Genomic DNA, 17,254 nt, shown 5'->3' with positions numbered 1-17,254 from the left:
GCTGCGCGGCAGCTCGGCCGCACGCAGCAGCAGAGCTAGCGGAGGTCCATACCTTAATCCTGGGACGCCCCGGGCTTTTGCCCCGCGTCGCGGCTCTCTTCTTTCAGACCAAGGCATGGAGCTTTTTTAGGTAGGCATTCTCGGCACGCAGATACACCAACTCTTCGAGCAGATCTTCATAATGGTGCTCATCATCAGGAGAGGGGAGTGGGGAAGGTGGCTTCTTGGCCATCGGGCGGCGTCCCTTGCGCTTTGGCTCTAATCCAGCCAGACCACCACTATGGTACTGACGCTCTCATCTGCCAATGACGCCGCACTCACGAATATCGAACAGGACTTCCGTCTGATGACGCGACAAGCCTTCTCGCCACATCGTCTCAAGGGCCTCCAGCTTGAAAGCCACGCTGCGGTGGGTATATTTCTTGCGTAGCCCCATCACGCCATGCTGATGGTAGTTGTCCCGCCATTTCCGTACCAAGGAATAGTCTAGGCCATGCTGGCGAGCTACCTCCCTCAAGCTGGTGGCATTGTGCAAACACTACTGTAGCACCAGAAGCTCGAATCCCTCATCGTTTCGATTGCTCATAGAGCACCCCGAAGTTGGGATTGGGTGTCCAACTTTTGGGGTGCAGTTCAGATACCTGAGGCCTTGGCGCTTGCAAGCAGATTTATTCCCACGCGGGGAAGGGGTCAGGCAGCGTTTTCCACATCTCCATGCCTTCCAGTAGCTCGCCTTCGTTGAGTAAGCAGGCATCCAGCGCTTCACGCATGCGGGCTTTATCCAGCCCTTGGCCGATAAACACCAGTTCCTGGCGCATATCCCCAAACGGCTCTTCCCACTTCTCGGTGATGAACTGGCGGTACTCCGGGTCAGTTGGCCAGCGCTCTTCAGGAACCGACTTCCAGAACATACCGGCCATGCCGTGATGGGCGATGCCGCCTGCCTGGCTCCACTGCCCGGCCCACTGGGGGCGGGTGGCCAGCCAGAAAAAACCTTTCGAGCGCAATAAACCCTCGCCAAACCACTCGGAATGCAGCAGGTCGTGAAATTTGGCCGGGTGAAATGGGCGACGGGCGTGATAAGCAAAGCTTCCGATGCCGTACTCTTCAGTTTCGGGTGCGTGCTCGCCACGCATCTCTTTTAACCAGCCCGGCGCCTGCTGAGCGCGCTCAAAGTCAAACCTGCCAGTATTTAGCACTTTATTAAGCGGCACGCCGCCTTGACGAATAGGCACCAGCTCGGCATCGGGGTTGAGGGAGTGCAAAATGGCTTTTAGTGCCTCCAGCTCTTTTTCGCTAATTAAATCCGTTTTACTAATCAGCAATACATCGCAGAACTCGATCTGATCCACCAGCAGGTCGGCAACGTTACGTTCATCCTCTTCGCCGAGACTTTCTCCTGCTTCCGCCAGGCTTTGCGCTTCACGGTATTGGGCAAGAAAGTTGGTACCATCAACGACCGTTACCAGCGTATCCAGCCGGGCGATATGGGAAAGGCTTTGGCCGTCCTCATCCTCAAAGGTAAACGTTTCAGCCACTGGCAAGGGTTCGGAAATACCGGTCGACTCAATAACCAGATAATCGAATTTTCCTTCCTTTGCCAACTGGTTGACCTCGATAAGCAGGTCTTCGCGCAGCGTGCAGCAAATGCACCCATTGCTCATCTCAACAAGGCGTTCTTCTGAGCGATTAAGCGCTACTTCGCTCTCAAGCGTTGGCTCGCTTGGGCCACCGCGCACCAGCGCGGCGTCAATGTTCACCTCGCTCATATCGTTCACAATCACCGCCACACGAAGGCCTTCACGGTTGGTGAGGATATGATTGAGCACGGTGGTTTTACCAGCACCCAGAAAGCCCGACAGCACGGTAACGGGCAGGGGAGAAAACGCAGTCATTACTAGCACACCTCTAAATGGTTTATGTTATGTGATAATATAACAATATGAAGGCGATTAGAAAGCGTGCATTAATTCAGCCAGGAAAAATTTCAGCGCTTGTATTGAGTAGACGCAGTAGCTGCGCAGCCCATTTGGCGTTTAAGGCACGCTGTTTGGAGCAGTTAGTTATTACCTTGAAGGCGGAAGAAGGGGGGAATGCATTGGGCGTAACGATCTCAAAAGCGCTATGGTGAATTCAGAACATCCAACGCGCGGCAGGTAAACACCATGGCCCAGACCTTTCAAACGACGGTAGGTAGCCGCCACTACCGCTTTAAAAGCCTGACCGAACTGATGGCCAAAGCGACCCCCGCGCGCTCGGGCGATCGTTTAGCGGGTGTGATCGCCGAAAGCGCTGAGGAGCGTGTGGTGGCACAGATGGTGTTGGCGGAACTGCCGTTGACTACTTTCTTGAACGACGCACTGATCCCCTACGAAGACGATGAAATCACCCGGCTGATTATCGATGAGCATGACGCCGAGGCCTTTGCGCCCCTTCGGCATTTAACGGTAGGGGATTTTCGTAACTGGCTGCTCTCGGATCAGGCAACCTCAGAAGTGCTCACCGCCGTTCGCGCTGGTATTACGCCGGAAATGGCCGCGGCGGTCAGCAAACTGATGCGCAATCAGGATCTGATTCTGGTGGGCAGAAAGTGCCGAGTTACCACGGCTTTTCGTAATACCATCGGCCTGCCCGGGCGGCTTTCTACCCGGCTACAGCCCAACCACCCGACGGACGATGTCACCGGCATTGCGGCGAGTATTCTGGATGGCCTGCTCTATGGCAGCGGCGACGCGGTCATCGGGATTAATCCGGCCACCGATAACGTGGCTCAAAGCGTGAAGCTGATGCGCTTAATGGATGACGTGATTCAGAAGTACCAGATTCCCACCCAGTCTTGTGTACTGACCCACGTCACCAATACGTTGGAAGCCATTGAGCAGGGCGCCCCGGTGGACCTGGTGTTTCAGTCGATTGGCGGTACCGAAGCCACCAACCGCAGCTTCGGGTTTGATTTAAGCACGCTGGCCGAAGCCGAAGCGGCTGCCCAGTCGCTTAATCGGGGCACGGTGGGGCGCAACGTCATGTACTTTGAAACTGGCCAGGGCAGTTCGCTCTCCGCGGATGCTCATCATGGGCTTGACCAGCAGACCTGCGAGGCGCGTGCCTATGCGGTGGCGCGCAAATTCAGCCCGTTGTTGGTCAATACGGTGGTGGGGTTTATCGGCCCCGAGTACTTGTTCGATGGTAAAGAGATCACCCGGGCAGGGCTTGAGGACCATTTCTGCGGCAAGCTTTTGGGCGTGCCCATGGGCTGTGATGTTTGCTACACCAACCATGCTGAAGCCGACCAGAACGATATGGACAACCTGCTGACCCTGTTGGGCGTAGCGGGCTGCAATTTCGTGATGGGCATTCCGGGGTCTGACGACATTATGCTCAATTACCAGACCACCTCGTTTCACGACGCGCTCTACGCCCGCCGCGTGCTTGGGCTAAAAGCCGCGCCGGAGTTTGAGCGCTGGCTTGATGAGATGCAGATTTTCAACGATGTGAAAACACACACGCTAAACGACCAGGTGCCCGCTGCGTTCGCTAACAGCCTGCGCCACTTGCCCAGGGAGCCACGCCATGACATCTAACCCAACGCCTACTGTTGTAGAGAACCCTTGGGAACGGCTGCGTGCATTTACCGATGCGCGTATCGGCTTGGGCCGGGCGGGCGTCAGCCTGCCTACCGGTAAGCTGCTGGAGTTTCAATTGGCCCACGCTCAGGCGCAGGATGCGGTGCATGCCCCGCTGGACGTCGAGGCGCTGGCTCAGCAGTTGCAAGAAGCCTTTGCGCTTGAACATGAGCCGCTTCGCTTGCACAGCCAAGTGGAGGGCCGCGCCATGTATCTCCAGCGCCCCGATGTTGGCCGCCGGTTAAATGATGATTCGCGGGAGCGCTTACACAATGCCCAAACGTCGCCATCACGCGTGGATTTGGCTGTGGTGATCGTCGATGGACTTTCTGCTCTGGCGGTCCAGCAGAACAGCCAGCCATTTTTAAAAGCGCTTTATCAGCAGTTTGAGCAGGACAACGCTGAGTGGCAGTTAGCGCCGCTCGCTATCGTCGAGCAAGGACGGGTGGCGATTGGTGATGAAATTGGCGCGCTGCTCAATGCCGATGCGGTACTGGTGATGATTGGTGAGCGGCCCGGGCTTAGCTCGCCGGATAGCCTCGGGCTTTACATGACCTGGGCGCCCGAGCCGGGGCTTAAGGATGACCGGCGCAACTGCATTTCCAACGTGCGCCCAGCGGGCTTGAACATGGCGGAGGCAGCCCGGCGACTCTTTTTACTGCTTAAAGACGCCCGTAAGCTGAAAGTATCGGGCGTTAAATTAAAAGATCGCAGTGAAGACAGCGTACTTGAAGGCGACGCAGCCGCCCCGGGCGCAACGAAAAACTTTTTGGTCGCTGATTAGCGCTTATGCCGCACGACGTGACGAGGCTACTCACTTATTCAATAAAGCGCCTTTGCTGAATGGCTTCATGGCGTTTCATCCTATAGGCTGATCAAAAAGCGACAAGAGTCCCGCTTGTGAACACCACGCCTGCCTATCGCTTGGCCGCGACCATTTTGCATGGCTTTGAAGCGTACCGTACCCGCTTTAAAGCGATCACCCTGGATGCACAACGCCGCTTTCAAGAAGGTGCCTGGCGGGAGAGCCAGCAAGCGTCCATTGCGCGGATTAATCTCTATCAGCAGCAGGTGGATGACGCGGTTGAGCGTCTCAAGCGTACGTTTTCAAATGGGTTATTAACCCATTGCGAGGTCTGGCGTGAAGCGCGTAGCCACTATGCCGAGCTAATTCGTCCGCGGCTGGACGTTGAACTGGCTGAAACTTTTTTTAACTCGCTCTTTTGCGCCATTTTCAAGCATCGCCATATTCGCAATGAGTGGATGTTTGTGATCAGCTCACGAAAGAAGGCCGCGCAGCGTTCAGGCATTGAATTGTGCCGACGCCGTTCCATTGATGGGGATTGGCAGGCGGCTTTGCGCTGGGCACTGGAAGGCGCTGCCTTGCACAACCCGTTTGCCGATATGGCACGAGATACTCGCTTGGGTGCCGCACTATTAGACAAAACGTTGCCAGACACTATATGGCAGGCCAAGGACGCCACTATAGAGCTTCTTCACAGCGTTTTTTACCGCAATAAAGGGGCATACCTGGTGGGACGAGTCACCGGCGGCGGGGAACAAGTGCCGCTGGTCTTGCCGGTACGCCACCAGGAGCATGCCGAACAGAACACTGAGGGCTTTCCCCGGCTTCATCTGGATACCGTACTGATTACGCCTGACGATGTAGCCATTATTTTCTCGTTCAGCCGGGCGTATTTTCAAGTGGATGTCGCGGTGCCGAATGAGTGTGTGGGTTACCTGCAGCGCTTAATGCCCCATAAGCCAGCCGGTGAGCTTTACGCGGCCATTGGTTTTTTTAAACATGGTAAAACCGAGTTCTTTCGCGCACTTAATCAGCAGGTCGCCAAGCGCGAGGACGTGTTTATTATCGCCCCCGGCGTGCGCGGGATGGTGATGGCTGTGTTTGTACTGCCAAGTGCGCGTACGGTATTCAAGATCATTAAAGACACCTTTGACCCTGCCAAGGACGTGACACCTGATATCGTGCGCGAAAAGTATCATTTGGTGAAGCGCCACGACCGGGTAGGCCGCATGGCCGATACCCAGGAATTTTCTAACTTCACCGTGCATAACGACCATTTCGACCCGGAATGCTTGGCTCACCTGTTGGAAGTTGCCCCCTCTACCGTGTCGCTGAAAGGCGAGAAAGTCGTCATCAAGCACTGCTATACCGAGCGCATGATGACGCCGCTGAATATCTATCTGGAGCAGTGTGACGATGAGGCGCAGTTAGCGGTGCTCAAGGACTATGGCGATGCCATAAAGCAGATGGCCGCCGCCAATATTTTCCCAGGCGATATGTTGCTCAAAAACTTTGGCGTTACGCGCCAGGGGCGGGTGATTTTTTACGACTACGATGAGGTGTGTTACCTCACTGAGTGCCACTTTCGCGCTATCCCGGCCTCGAGTGGTGATGATTACCTGAGCGGTGGAAATGAAAGCTTCTCCATTGGCCCGAACGATATCTTTCCCGAGGAGTTTGGCCCGTTCATGTTTGCCAACCCGGAGCGGCTGCGGGTGTTTAAACAGCTTCACCCGGAGCTGTTTGAGGTTAGCTACTGGCAGGGCCTGCAGCAGGCCATTGTCGATGGCCGTATCATTGACGTGTACCCTTATGGAAACGAGCAGCGCTTTGTAGACGCTGAACAGTAACCGCGGTAAAGCAGCGAGGTAATCATGACGACAGCGCGCCATCTGGTGGTATTTACCGGCTCGGGGATCAGCGCCGAAAGTGGTATCAAGACATTCCGCGCAAGCGATGGCTTATGGGAAGACCACCCGGTTGAAGAGGTGGCAACGCCGCAAGGCTGGCAGCGCGACCCCCAGCGCGTACTGACGTTTTATGATCAGCGCCGAGAGCAGATTCGCAGTGCCCAGCCCAATGCCGCGCACAGGGCGCTGGCAAGCCTGGAGCAGGCGGGGTTCAAGGTTACCGTTATCACTCAAAATATTGATGATCTACATGAGCGGGCAGGTTCCAGCGATGTGATCCACCTGCATGGCGAAATTTTAAATGCCCGCTCCAGCGCGGATGAGCGCATGCGCTATCCGCTCGTTAAAGGCGGTATTGCGTTGGGTGATATGTGCGATAAGGGCAGCCAGCTGCGCCCTGACGTGGTCTGGTTTGGCGAGGCCGTGCCGCTGTTTGAAGAGGCCTGCGAACTAGCCAGCCAAGCGGATTTTCTGCTGGTCGTCGGAACCTCGCTTGCGGTGATGCCCGCCGCCTCGCTGCTCTCGTATATCGACTACGACACGCCCTGCGCACTGGTTGACCCGGATGCGGATGCCTTAAGCCCACCCGGTGTACTGGCGATTAATGCCACTGCCGGGGAAGGCGTGCCCGCGCTGGTAGAGCGCTGGAAAAGAGAAGGTGCGCTAACACTGCCTTAACGCTTTAGCCTGACAAGCGGGGTGACGATTTCAGAAACCAGGCCTTCATGACATCAGTAATGTGGGTTATCTGCTGCTCAGAGGTAATATAGGCGGGCATGGTATATAGCCAGCGCCCAATCGGGCGTAGCCAAACACCCTGCGCACGGGCAAACGTGGCAACGCCTGTTAACGCTGCTTCCGAGTGCGCTTCAATAACGGCCGTGGCACCCAGTATGCGCACATCGGCAACCTCTGGGTGCGCCATGAGCGCTTGATCCTCCAGTAAGGCGCGGCACAGTAACCGGTTTAAGAGCGCTATTTTTCCAGGATAGTTTTCCTCTTCAAATACCGCCAGGCTTTCCAGTGCTACCCGGCACGCCAAGGGATTGCCCATAAACGTTGGGCCATGCATAAAAGCGTGCTGTGCGCTGTCACCGATAAAAGCGTCGTGAATGCGGTCGGTCGCAAGCGTGGCGGCGTGGCCCAAATAGCCGCCAGTTAGCCCTTTGGAAAGCCCCATGATATCCGGGGTAACGTTGGCGTGATCGGCGGCAAATAGTTTGCCGGTGCGGCCAAACCCCGTGGCAACCTCATCAAAGATCAGCACCACGTTAAATGCGTCACACAGGGCTCGGGCGCCGCGCAAATAATTCGGGGAGGTCATGTTCAGCCCACCTGCAGCCTGCAGCAGCGGCTCCATCAGCAGCGCAGCAATGTCCTGATGGTGACGCTCAAGCACCTCGCCTAGCGCATCTAAATCGGCGGCGACCTGCGCTTGCGTTGCGTTAAAAGGAGCGGTTGGCGCAGGCGCAAAATGGTGCTGGGGCAGCAGGCTTGAAAACAGGCTGTGCATGCCTTCTTCTGGGTCGCACACGGCCATGCAGCCTGTGGTATCTCCGTGATAGGCCTTCATTAGCGAGAGCATTTTGCGCTTTTTCGGTTGCCCGGTAAGCACGTGGTACTGCAGCGCCATTTTCATCGCTACCTCCATGCCTACCGAGCCGCTGTCAGAGTAGAAGACGTGATTAAGCCCGTCGGGCGTGATGCGGACCAGCTCACGCGCCAACTGGTCGGCGGGGTCATGGGTGAGCCCGCCGAGCATCACATGGCAGAGTGTTTCCGCCTGCTCGCGAATGGCCGCCACCAGGCGCGGATGGCCGTAACCGTGAATCATGCACCACCAGGAGCAGGTAGCATCCAGCAGGCGCTCGCCGCTTTCCAACTCAAAATAGGCGCCGCTACCGCCGACCACCCTGGGGGCGGGCGGCTGGGTTTTAAGATGTGCGTAGGGGTGCCAGACTGGCGAGTTCATAATGCCTCCAACGAGAGATAGCGGTGGGCGGTGGCCGCATCGGGCGTTGTCAAATGCGGCACAATGCCCAGGCAGGGCGCTGCCAGCCTGGCGTTAAGGTGGGCCATGTTGGCCGTGAAACGGGTAGTATCCGCCGCAAAGGCGGGGTCAATCACACTGCCTGCCCAGCCCGCAAGCGTCAGACCATCGGCGCGAATGGCGTCGGCCGCTAAGCGGGCATGGTTCAGGCAGCCGAGCTTTAAACCAACCACCAGGATCACCGGCAGCCTCAGCGCGATGGCGATGTCGGCAAAATCCTCCTGTTCGTTGATCGGCACGCGCCAGCCGCCCGCACCCTCAATCAGAGTGAACGCCCTCGGCGTCTGGCCAAGGGTGTCACGCAGCCAGTGGGCAACCTCAGGCACGCTTAGCATCTGGCCTGCCTCCTGTGCGGCCAGGTGAGGTGCTATCGCAGGCTCAAAGGCCATTGGATTAACCGTGGCGTAGTCAACCGGCGGTTCACACTGCTGCTGCAGTGCCAAGGCATCGCCATTGCGCAGCCCTTTCGTCGTTAGCGAGCTGCCAGAGGCGATGGGTTTAAGCCCTAAGGTGCTCAACTGCTGGCATCGGGCGGCATAAAGAAGCGCGCTTCCAATCAGCGTTTTTCCCGCATCGGTGTCGGTACCGGTAACAAAAAAGCGCTTCATCGGGGTTTCTCCAGCTGCAGGTTCAGGCAGTGATAGCTGACCGGAAGCCCTTGGCGCTTACGAAGCTGCTCAAAGCGCGTGGCAGCCGCTGCCAGGTCCGCCCGGGTGAGCATGGCGTTGGGCCTGGCCACTTGTGCGCCAACCCCCTTGATGGAAGCCATAACGGCCTTGATGTCAGGATAAAAGAAGGTTTCCACGCGGGTCGCTTGGTGAGTGCAGCGCAGGCCGCTTTTGTGAATAGCATCGTTAACCAGGCGGTAGGAGGGCGTCGTTAACAGCGCGCTTGAGCGCTGCCAGGCGAAAGCCACTTCGGCCAACGTGCCGGGTAATAGCGTACTGATGTACGCCAGGCCGCCTGGCGCCAGCACTCGATACAGCGACTGCATGACGGCCAGTGTGTCGCAGCACCACTGAATGGCCAGGTTGGAAAACACCAGGTCGAATAGGTAGCAAGGGATGGGCAACGACTCGGCACTGCCTGGCTGCCAGGCGATGTGGTCGCCGTGGCGCGAGCGAGCGTGCTCCAGCATGCCCGGCGCAATGTCCAGCCCCGTGACGTGTCCATGGGGGTAGCGTTCGGCTAGTCGCTGCGACCAATAGCCAGTACCGCAGCCTAGGTCGAGTATATGGCTAGCCTCAGATGGCAAGTCGTTCCATAGCGTTTCACCGATATGGCGTTGGGCGCTGGCCAGTGCATCGTATTGCGGTGCTGCCCGGGAAAAAGCGTGCGCCACTCGGGCCTGCCAGTCGGCGCTGGGCCGCCGTAACTGAGGGGGGATCGAACTCATGCCATTTCCCTGGCAGATAGCGCAGTGGCTTGAGCGGTGAGCAGTGACGCCAAATGCGCTGGTTGCGAGAGCATTGGGCAGTGGCCGCCGCGTTCAAGTGTTAGCGTCCGCTGGCACTCAATAGCGCTGATCAGCGGGTCATGCTCGCCCACGAGATGAACCACTGGGCATGGCGATGTGTTAAGACGTCGACGATTATCCAGCGTGGCCAGCCAGTGAAGGCCTGCAGAAAGCGTGGTGCGGTCAGCCGGGGGCGTACTGCCAAGCAGGGCACGCAGCTGTGCGTTAACCTGATATGGTGCGGGCTCTCCTTGAGCCTGCCAGCGCAGAAAGTGACGCCACGCGGCATCGCCACGGTGCGCAAAGATGGCCTGGAAGTCGGCAAGCGCTGCTGACATCGCGCTATCCGGCGTGCAGAACCTGGCACCTGCTCCTAGCAGTAGTAGCCCCTGTGGCGCAGGAAGATAGTCAAGCAGCGCCGTCGCCAGCAGGCCGCCCAGCGACCATCCGACCCAAACCGCATCGCTGGGCAGACGGCTTGCCATGGCCGTGGCAAGCTCACTCAGGGAAGCGTTGGCAGGCAGTGCAGGAACCTCGCCGTAACCAGGCCAATCAACGGCGGCAACCTCGACGTTGGTGGGCCAGTAAGGGTGCAGCGGCCGCCAGATGCGCCGGTCAATTCCCCAGCCTGAAAGCAGTACCAGGCGCGTCATAATGCCTCCAAGTGGCAGGCCGCCAGCGTTTCGAGAAGCCGGTCGATATCACTACGCGAATGGCGAGCGCTGAGCGTAATGCGCAGGCGAGACTCATCCCTGGGCACGGTGGGTGGACGAATTGCGCCAACGTCAATTCCCGCTTGATACAGCTTTTCGGCCCACTGCAGCACGCGCGACTCGCCTCCCAGATACAGCGGTTGAATGGGCGTGCGCGATTCACCCAGCGGCAGGTTCAGCCGTAGAGCCCCTTCACGAAAGTAGTCTATATGACGCGCAAGGCGCAGGCGGTGCTCGGGCTCGCGCTGGACAATCGCAAGCGCTTCCAGCGTCGCGGCGCTAACGCCGGGCGGTTGTGCGGTGGTATAGATATAGCTTCTGGCGAACTGGGTCAGATGGTCGATCAACTGTGCATCGCCTGCAACAAACGCACCGGCAGTGCCCAGCGCTTTGCCCAGTGTCCCGACCAGAATCGGCACCTGGTCACTTCCCCAGCGTGTGCCCACACAGCCGCTGCCGTTATTGCCTATAACGCCAAGGCCGTGGGCATCATCAATCATTAGCCAGGCAGCATGCTGTTGGCTTACCCGCACCAGCGCTTCAATATCGGCCACATCGCCATCCATGCTGAAGACACCGTCGCTCACTACCAGCTTGTGGGTACAGCGGCTGCGCGCCAGCAGGCGGCTCAAGTCGTCACTATCGTTATGGTGGTAGCGCTGTGAGCGGGCGCCGCTCAGCGCGCTTCCATCCAGCAGTGAGGCGTGATTGAGCCGGTCGTGAAAAATGGCCGTGTGGGTATCGGCTAGCGCCTGTAGCACGCCCAGGTTTGCCATATAGCCGGTGGAGAACAGCACGGCTCGCTCGCGGCCTGTCCAGACTGCCAGGGCGTCTTCCAGGGCATCGTGAATCGCGTGGTGGCCGTTCACCAGATGCGATGCGCCAGCCCCGGCGCCAAATCGGCGAGCGCCTTCGGCTTGGGCTGCCTGAACGCGAGGGTCGGTTGCCAGGCCAAGATAATCATTGTCTGCGAAATTCACCAGGTGTGGCTGTCGGGTACGGCGAGTGCGCCACTGCTGGGCGTGCTGACGAACCGCCCGCGCCTTGGCTAGACGTTGATGCCACGCCTCAGACACTGGCATCCACCGCAAGCTCAGCGACGCGCTGGTTAAGCTGCTGCTGAGCCAAGCGCTCACTTTGCGCGGCCTCGCTTTCACAGGTTTCGCGCGTTTCTGGATGCAGGCCTAGCTTGGCAAACAGGGCCCTGTCTCGCGTGGCCTGGGGGTTGCTGGTCGTTAGCAGCTTGTCGCCGTAGAAGATGGAGTTGGCACCGGCCAGAAACGCCAGCGCTTGGGTGGATTCGCTCATCTGCTCGCGCCCGGCGGAAAGCCGTACATGGCTTTGGGGCATCGTGATGCGCGCTACGGCAATGGCGCGGATAAACTCCAGCGGGTCGAGGTCTTCCACGTTCTCAAGTGGCGTGCCGGGCACTTTGACCAGCATGTTAATCGGCACCGATTCCGGGTGCGGGCTGAGTTTGGCCAGTTGTTGCAGCAAGGCGCTTCTATCCTGAGCACCTTCCCCCATGCCCAAAATGCCGCCGGAGCAGACCTTCATGCCCGCCTCACGAACAGTCGCCAGGGTTTCCAAGCGGTCACTGTAGGTGCGCGTGGTGATGATTTCGCCGTAGTAGTCGGGAGACGTGTCCAGGTTGTGGTTGTAGTAATCAAGCCCGGCGGCTGCCAAACGGGTAGCCTGTTGGTCGTTGACCATGCCTAACGTCATGCAGGTTTCAAGCCCCAGCGCCTTTACCTGGCGGACCATCTCTTCGACAACGAGCAGGTCCTTGTCCCGGGGGCTGCGCCAGGCCGCGCCCATGCAGAAACGGCTGGCGCCAGCCTGCTTAGCGGCCTGGGCCTGTTCCACCACCTTTTCGATTTCCAACAACTTCTCTTTTTCAAGCTGTGTGGTGTAGTGTCCCGATTGCGGGCAGTACTTACAGTCTTCGGGGCAGGCACCGGTTTTAATCGACAGCAAGGTTGATACCTGGACCGCGTTAGGGTCGAAATGCGCTCGGTGCACCTGCTGGGCCTGGAACAGTAAATCGTTAAACGGCAGGGCAAACAGGGCGTTGATTTCTTCAAGCGTCCAGTCATTGCGCGGGGCAGCAGTTGCGATCATTGGTAAACCATATTTATATAAAAAGTTGACAAGACTCTAGCGACGAAGCGTTTGCTATGTCAACTAGGAAAGTTAAAAAGGTTTACGGTGGTGCTGGATTCGTCAATGATCAAGCACTGCTTTATACTCTGCGCCCTTTTTCATCCTGTTGATTACCTTTGGAGCGCGGATGCCTGCCTCAACTGAATGTGATTCTGTCGCTGGTCATCCTCGCCCACCGCGGCGTGAGTTCAAGGCGCGGGGCAGTTTTGTCATACGCTGTGAGGGCTGCAATTTGCCCGCGCTAAATTGCCTTTGTCCGTACCAGGTGAAGGCCGACAGCCACGCCCAGGTATGGCTGCTGACGCATCCGCTGGAACACTATAAGCCGACCAATACGGGCCGGTTGATAGGGGACGTTCTGGCGCAAACGCAGGTATTCACTTGGTACCGAACGGTGCCGGATGCGCAGTTAACCGAGCTTTTGGCAGACCCGCGCTACGTGCCCTTTGTCATCTTCCCGGATGACCAGCCCGATTATGCCGACCGGGTGGTGGGAATGGACGCCGTACACAGCGCCAAACAGGCGTCGCGTATTCCTGTGTTTATCATTCTGGATGGTACATGGCGGCAGGCGCGGCGCATGTTTCGCAAGAGTGCGTACCTGGATGCGTTGCCGGTATTGCCATTGCATACCGAGCGAGAAACCCGCTACCGGTTGCGTAAGCCCGCCTCGAAAGCGCATTTATGTACGGCAGAAGTGGCCATTGAGCTGTTGCGCCAAGGAGGCGACAACAACGCGGCGGCCGTGCTGGATGACTACTTCGATGTGTTTAACGATAGCTACGCCGCCAGCCGGTTCTACAAGAAAATTGCAGAACCCACTGAGGCAATGACACGCCTGTTAGCACGAAAGGAAGAGTTTGAAGAGTTGGAAGAGAGTCGCTAGCGGGCAGCGCCGGGTAGCCAACGCAGGAGTATCTTGCGCACCCAGTACCAGCGGTTAATCAGCAGGGCGGTAAAAATTAGCCCGCAGCCGAGTAGCTGTAGCGGCGCCATAACTTCGCCAAACCACCAAGCGGCAAATAATGCGGTCCATACCGCTTCCAGCATCAATACCACCGAGGCGTGGCTTGGCGTGGTCATTCCCTGGGCGGTAATTTGCAGGAAAAACCGCAGGGCGCTTGCCAATAGAACACTGGCCATAAACCAGCCCAGAATAGACGTGTTAAGCGCCACGGGCTGGCGCTCAAACATAAAGGACACCAGGGTTAATACGGTGCCCACGGATAACAGCTGAAGTGTGGTGAGCGGCAGGGCGGCTACGTTTCGCACGACGCGGGTATTAATATTGATGAGTAACGCAAAGCAGAGTGCTGCGCAGACCATCAAAAGCTGGCTGGTTTCTACCTTGAAACCAGCATTAAGGGAGAGTAATGCGAAGCCCAGCAGGGCAACGGGCAGGGCGATCCAGGTGGTGCGTGGTGGTCTGTCGCCAAACAGCAGCTTGGCAACGATAGGCACCAGCAATATCCCCAGGCTATTGATAAACGCACTTTCGCCCAGGTGATTTGACGTCGCAAGCCCCATGATCCAGAAGCCAATGGCGCCGCTAAACAGAAAGCCCACAAAAATACCGCGCCGAATACGCCGTGCTGGCATAGCGCTTAAGGCGGGCCAGGCAAAGCCCAGCAGGATGAGCCCAGCCAGCAAAAAGCGTGTGCCGATAAACAGCAGCGGCGGCATACCGGCTAGCGCTTCCTTGGAGAAAATCCATCCGCCCGCCGCTAGTATGGTTACCAGCAACAGCAGGGCATCTGCCTGCCAGGGCGAACGCTTAAGCGTACTCACGCCGCACCACTACCAAACAAGGCACCTGCAATTCGAAAGCCTGCGACCCAAGTGCCCACGGCTGAGCCGAGCGTGGCGAGGATAAACACCAGCAGCGTGCGCGACACCCGGTTTTTCCACCACCCTTTGAGGTGGGTGACATCCTGACGTAGCGAGGCGAAGTCGCGCACCTTGGGCTTGCGCATGTAAAGCTCCACCCCGGCGGCGACAAAACCGGCCCCAATCGTTGGATTAAGCGAGGTAAGCGGGGCGGCAAAGAAAGTGGTAATAACGGTGACCGGGTGGGCAAGCGCAATAATGGTCGCCCCGCCGGACAGAATCCCGTTGATCAAGAACCACTCCAGCACCAACTGCCAACCCAAGTCGGTATTGCGTGAGAAGCCAATGGCAAAGCCGGTAATGACCAGCGCGGTAATCAGCCAAGGCAAGGCTTTCCAGAGTTTGGAGGGCGGCGGTGAAGCTTCCAACGCTTCGCGCTCTACCGTTGGGTTCTCGGGTAATGGTGCTTCCAGGTGCTCAACGGTGCCTTTCAGGTGGCCAGCGCCCAGCACCACTAACACGTTCTTGAAGCGCCCAGGTGGCGCCTGTTCGGCAAGACGTAGCACCATGTAGCGGTCGCGCTCGCGAATCAGTGGGGTGTAAAGGGCTTCAGATTCAGCGGCAAACTCGCTAAACGTGGCTTCCAGCATATCGCCTTCTTTTAGCTTTTCGATCTCTTCCTTGGATACGTCCTGGCGCGATAGTACGCTGCCAATCAGGCCTGAAAAGAGTGAAAAGCGTTGCCACCAGGGCACGTTGCGGTAGATGCGCTTAAGCGTTATCCCGACATCGCGGTCAACCAGTAAAAGCGGCAAGTTACGGTTACGGCACTCTTCAAGCGCGGCGCGCATCTCGGCACCTGGCTCAATGCCGGACTGCTCAGCGATGCGCTGTTGAAAAGCGCCCAGTGCCAGGCTTGCCGCGACCATACCCGCTTTGCCCTGCTTGAATACCTGGAAAAGGTCCTGCTCACCCATGGCATCCGGGTTCGTCATGCTGTGATGGCGGGCGTCGCACAGCTCAATTGCTACGGCGTCATAAAGCCCGCTGTCAGCCAGCATTTTTACATCGTCAGCACTTTGTGCCGACACGTGCGCTGTACCCAGAAAAGTGTAGGTAGTACCGCCCACGGTAACCGTTTTCAGCGGCCCGCTAGTGGCGGGTGGTGCGTCAGACGCCGTGGCTAGCGGGGTGGTGTCGTCTTGGGTCATTAGGTGTCTCAACTCAAATAGTAAACGGCATCATCCGAATTAGCGCCGCCAAAAAGCGGGCGTAAATAACACTAACACGGTAAAAATTTCCAGGCGGCCCAGCAGCATGGCAAGCACCAGTATCCATTTGGCAAGATCAGGTAGCTCGCCGTAGTTGCCGCTGGCTTCTCCGAGTGCCGGGCCAAGGTTATTAAGCGCTGACCCCACGGTCGACCAGGCGGTGACCTGATCCACGCCGGTCGCCATAACGCCCATCAGCATTAAAAAGAACAGCATGACGTAGGCGGAGAAGAACCCCCAAACGGCCTGGGCGATGCTGTCGGGTACACTCACTTTGCCGACTTTAACCGCGATAACCGCATTGGGATGGATCAAGCGCATAACCTCGCGCATGCCCTGCTTGAGAATCAGGATAATCCGGATGACCTTCATGCCCCCTGCTGTTGAACCGGAGCAGCCGCCCACAAAGGCGGCAATAAACAGTAAAAAAGGGATAGCGCCAGGCCAGGCCGAGAAATCGGCGACGGAAAAGCCTGCTGTGGTCGCGACGGACACCACCTCGAAAAGCGCGTAGCGCAAGCCGCTTAGCGTATCGTAGGTGTGTGTCAGCCACAGGGTAATCGCGGTAATCGTGACAAGTCCTGCCAGAAACAGCATTAAAAAGCGTGCTTCCGGGTCTTGGAAGTAGTGCAGCAAGCGCTTTTCACGCCAGGCGATAAAGTGCAGGCTAAAACTGAACGCGGAAATGAGTATAAAAGCCGCGCAAATCAGCTCAATCGCTGCGCTGTTGAAGTAACCGATGCTGGCATCATGAGTAGAAAAACCGCCAATCGCCACGGTAGAGAAACTGTGCCCTATGGCATCAAACCAATCCATGCCGGCCAGCATATAGGCCACCATGCAGGCCATGGTGAGAGTGGCGTAGATGTACCAAAGCGCTTTGGCCGTTTCGGTGATTCGTGGCGTTAGTTTGGAGTCTTTCAGAGGTCCTGGAATTTCGGTGCGGTAAAGCGCCATGCCGCCGACCCCAAGCGTAGGCAGAATCGCGACGGCCAGCACCACAATCCCCATCCCGCCAAGCCACTGCAACTGTTGGCGATAGTAGAGAATCGATTTGGGCAAAAAGTCGATCCCCGTAATCACCGTGGCGCCTGTCGTGGTCAGGCCTGAAAACGATTCAAACACCGCATCGGTAATGCTCAGCGACGTATCGCCAAACAGCATCAGCGGTAGCGAACCAAACAGCGCCAGGACCGTCCAGAACATCGCCGCGATTAAAAAACCATCACGGATGCGTAGCTCTTTGTGGGCACGGCGATTGGGTAGGTACAAGGTTAAGCCGGTGATCACCGTAATGGCGATACCGATCATAAATGCGTACCAGACCCCATCGCGAAACCACAGGGAAATCAAAATGGGGGGGAGCATCGTCAGGCTGAACAGCATCAGCAGCAGCCCTAAAATGCGTAAAATGACCCGCAGACTCATGGTAGGTG

General features: G+C 57.7%; 17 protein-coding genes. 5 read left to right on the top strand and 12 right to left on the bottom strand.

The annotated features are described in order from the left end of the window. Positions 1–103: 103 nt before the first annotated feature. The 3 genes from ACT3T7_RS04300 to zigA all read right to left on the bottom strand — a co-directional run bounded on the left by ACT3T7_RS04300 (position 104) and on the right by zigA (position 1,895). Positions 104–232, bottom strand: coding sequence for a hypothetical protein (locus ACT3T7_RS04300; protein WP_444630183.1), 129 nt, complete (start codon positions 230–232; stop codon positions 104–106). 63 nt (positions 233–295) lie between these two features. Next, complete coding sequence (locus tag ACT3T7_RS04295; RefSeq protein ID WP_444630182.1) at positions 296–517, bottom strand: helix-turn-helix domain-containing protein; 222 nt, start codon at positions 515–517, stop codon at positions 296–298. Positions 518–668: 151 nt separating this feature from the next. Then, positions 669–1,895: a zinc metallochaperone GTPase ZigA gene (zigA, locus tag ACT3T7_RS04290; protein ID WP_444630181.1), complete on the bottom strand. Its 1,227-nt coding sequence runs from the start codon at positions 1,893–1,895 to the stop codon at positions 669–671. Positions 1,896–2,165: 270 nt separating this feature from the next. Here zigA and ACT3T7_RS04285 point away from each other — a divergent pair, with 270 nt between their 5' ends. The 4 genes from ACT3T7_RS04285 to ACT3T7_RS04270 all read left to right on the top strand — a co-directional run bounded on the left by ACT3T7_RS04285 (position 2,166) and on the right by ACT3T7_RS04270 (position 7,016). Further along, positions 2,166–3,581, top strand: a complete 1,416-nt coding sequence (locus tag ACT3T7_RS04285) for an ethanolamine ammonia-lyase subunit EutB (protein ID WP_444630180.1) — start codon at positions 2,166–2,168, stop codon at positions 3,579–3,581. Beyond that, a complete protein-coding gene (gene eutC, locus ACT3T7_RS04280; RefSeq protein ID WP_444630179.1) occupies positions 3,571–4,407 on the top strand; it encodes an ethanolamine ammonia-lyase subunit EutC in 837 nt (278 codons plus the stop codon). Before ACT3T7_RS04285 ends, eutC begins: the two co-directional genes overlap by 11 nt. A gap of 116 nt (positions 4,408–4,523) precedes the next feature. Then, on the top strand, positions 4,524–6,278 hold the full coding sequence (gene aceK / locus ACT3T7_RS04275) for a bifunctional isocitrate dehydrogenase kinase/phosphatase (protein ID WP_444630178.1): 1,755 nt from the start codon (positions 4,524–4,526) through the stop codon (positions 6,276–6,278). A 24-nt stretch (positions 6,279–6,302) separates the two neighbouring features. Beyond that, positions 6,303–7,016 (top strand): SIR2 family NAD-dependent protein deacylase, encoded by a 714-nt coding sequence (locus tag ACT3T7_RS04270; RefSeq protein WP_172118590.1) that lies wholly within the window; start codon positions 6,303–6,305, stop codon positions 7,014–7,016. Positions 7,017–7,020: 4 nt separating this feature from the next. Here the strand turns inward: ACT3T7_RS04270 and bioA are convergent, their stop codons facing one another. The 6 genes from bioA to bioB are packed head-to-tail and all read right to left on the bottom strand — an operon-like array spanning position 7,021 to position 12,678. Next, positions 7,021–8,310, bottom strand: coding sequence for an adenosylmethionine--8-amino-7-oxononanoate transaminase (gene bioA / locus ACT3T7_RS04265; RefSeq protein ID WP_444630177.1), 1,290 nt, complete (start codon positions 8,308–8,310; stop codon positions 7,021–7,023). Further along, entirely contained in the window at positions 8,307–8,996 is a 690-nt protein-coding gene (bioD, locus tag ACT3T7_RS04260; RefSeq protein ID WP_444630176.1) for a dethiobiotin synthase, read from the bottom strand. The genes bioA and bioD overlap by 4 nt, the downstream gene beginning before the upstream one ends. Beyond that, positions 8,993–9,784, bottom strand: a complete 792-nt coding sequence (locus ACT3T7_RS04255; protein ID WP_444630175.1) for a methyltransferase domain-containing protein — start codon at positions 9,782–9,784, stop codon at positions 8,993–8,995. The genes bioD and ACT3T7_RS04255 overlap by 4 nt, the downstream gene beginning before the upstream one ends. Further along, on the bottom strand, positions 9,781–10,497 hold the full coding sequence (locus tag ACT3T7_RS04250; RefSeq protein ID WP_444630174.1) for an alpha/beta fold hydrolase: 717 nt from the start codon (positions 10,495–10,497) through the stop codon (positions 9,781–9,783). The genes ACT3T7_RS04255 and ACT3T7_RS04250 overlap by 4 nt, the downstream gene beginning before the upstream one ends. After that, positions 10,494–11,639 (bottom strand): 8-amino-7-oxononanoate synthase, encoded by a 1,146-nt coding sequence (bioF, locus tag ACT3T7_RS04245; protein ID WP_172118595.1) that lies wholly within the window; start codon positions 11,637–11,639, stop codon positions 10,494–10,496. The genes ACT3T7_RS04250 and bioF overlap by 4 nt, the downstream gene beginning before the upstream one ends. Further along, entirely contained in the window at positions 11,626–12,678 is a 1,053-nt protein-coding gene (bioB, locus tag ACT3T7_RS04240; protein ID WP_444630173.1) for a biotin synthase BioB, read from the bottom strand. The genes bioF and bioB overlap by 14 nt, the downstream gene beginning before the upstream one ends. Positions 12,679–12,847: 169 nt before the next feature. Between bioB and ACT3T7_RS04235 the strand changes: the two genes are divergently transcribed. Next, a complete protein-coding gene (locus ACT3T7_RS04235; protein ID WP_172118597.1) occupies positions 12,848–13,606 on the top strand; it encodes a tRNA-uridine aminocarboxypropyltransferase in 759 nt (252 codons plus the stop codon). On the opposite strand, the gene ACT3T7_RS04230 is transcribed toward ACT3T7_RS04235, so the two are convergent. The 3 genes from ACT3T7_RS04230 to ACT3T7_RS04220 are packed head-to-tail and all read right to left on the bottom strand — an operon-like array spanning position 13,603 to position 17,246. Next, positions 13,603–14,508, bottom strand: coding sequence for a DMT family transporter (locus ACT3T7_RS04230; RefSeq protein WP_087106509.1), 906 nt, complete (start codon positions 14,506–14,508; stop codon positions 13,603–13,605). The genes ACT3T7_RS04235 and ACT3T7_RS04230 overlap by 4 nt on opposite strands. Next, complete coding sequence (locus tag ACT3T7_RS04225) at positions 14,505–15,758, bottom strand: TraB/GumN family protein (RefSeq protein WP_441678973.1); 1,254 nt, start codon at positions 15,756–15,758, stop codon at positions 14,505–14,507. The genes ACT3T7_RS04230 and ACT3T7_RS04225 overlap by 4 nt, the downstream gene beginning before the upstream one ends. A gap of 39 nt (positions 15,759–15,797) precedes the next feature. Continuing rightward, positions 15,798–17,246 carry a TrkH family potassium uptake protein gene (locus tag ACT3T7_RS04220; protein ID WP_444630172.1) on the bottom strand — a complete coding sequence of 483 codons (1,449 nt, stop codon included), beginning with the start codon at positions 17,244–17,246 and terminating at the stop codon, positions 15,798–15,800. Positions 17,247–17,254 lie beyond the last annotated feature (8 nt).

This window comes from Halomonas sp. 111, from assembly GCF_052379685.1.
Lineage (GTDB): Bacteria > Pseudomonadota > Gammaproteobacteria > Pseudomonadales > Halomonadaceae > Vreelandella > Vreelandella citrativorans.
This window is presented reverse-complemented; position numbering and strand designations above follow the sequence as displayed.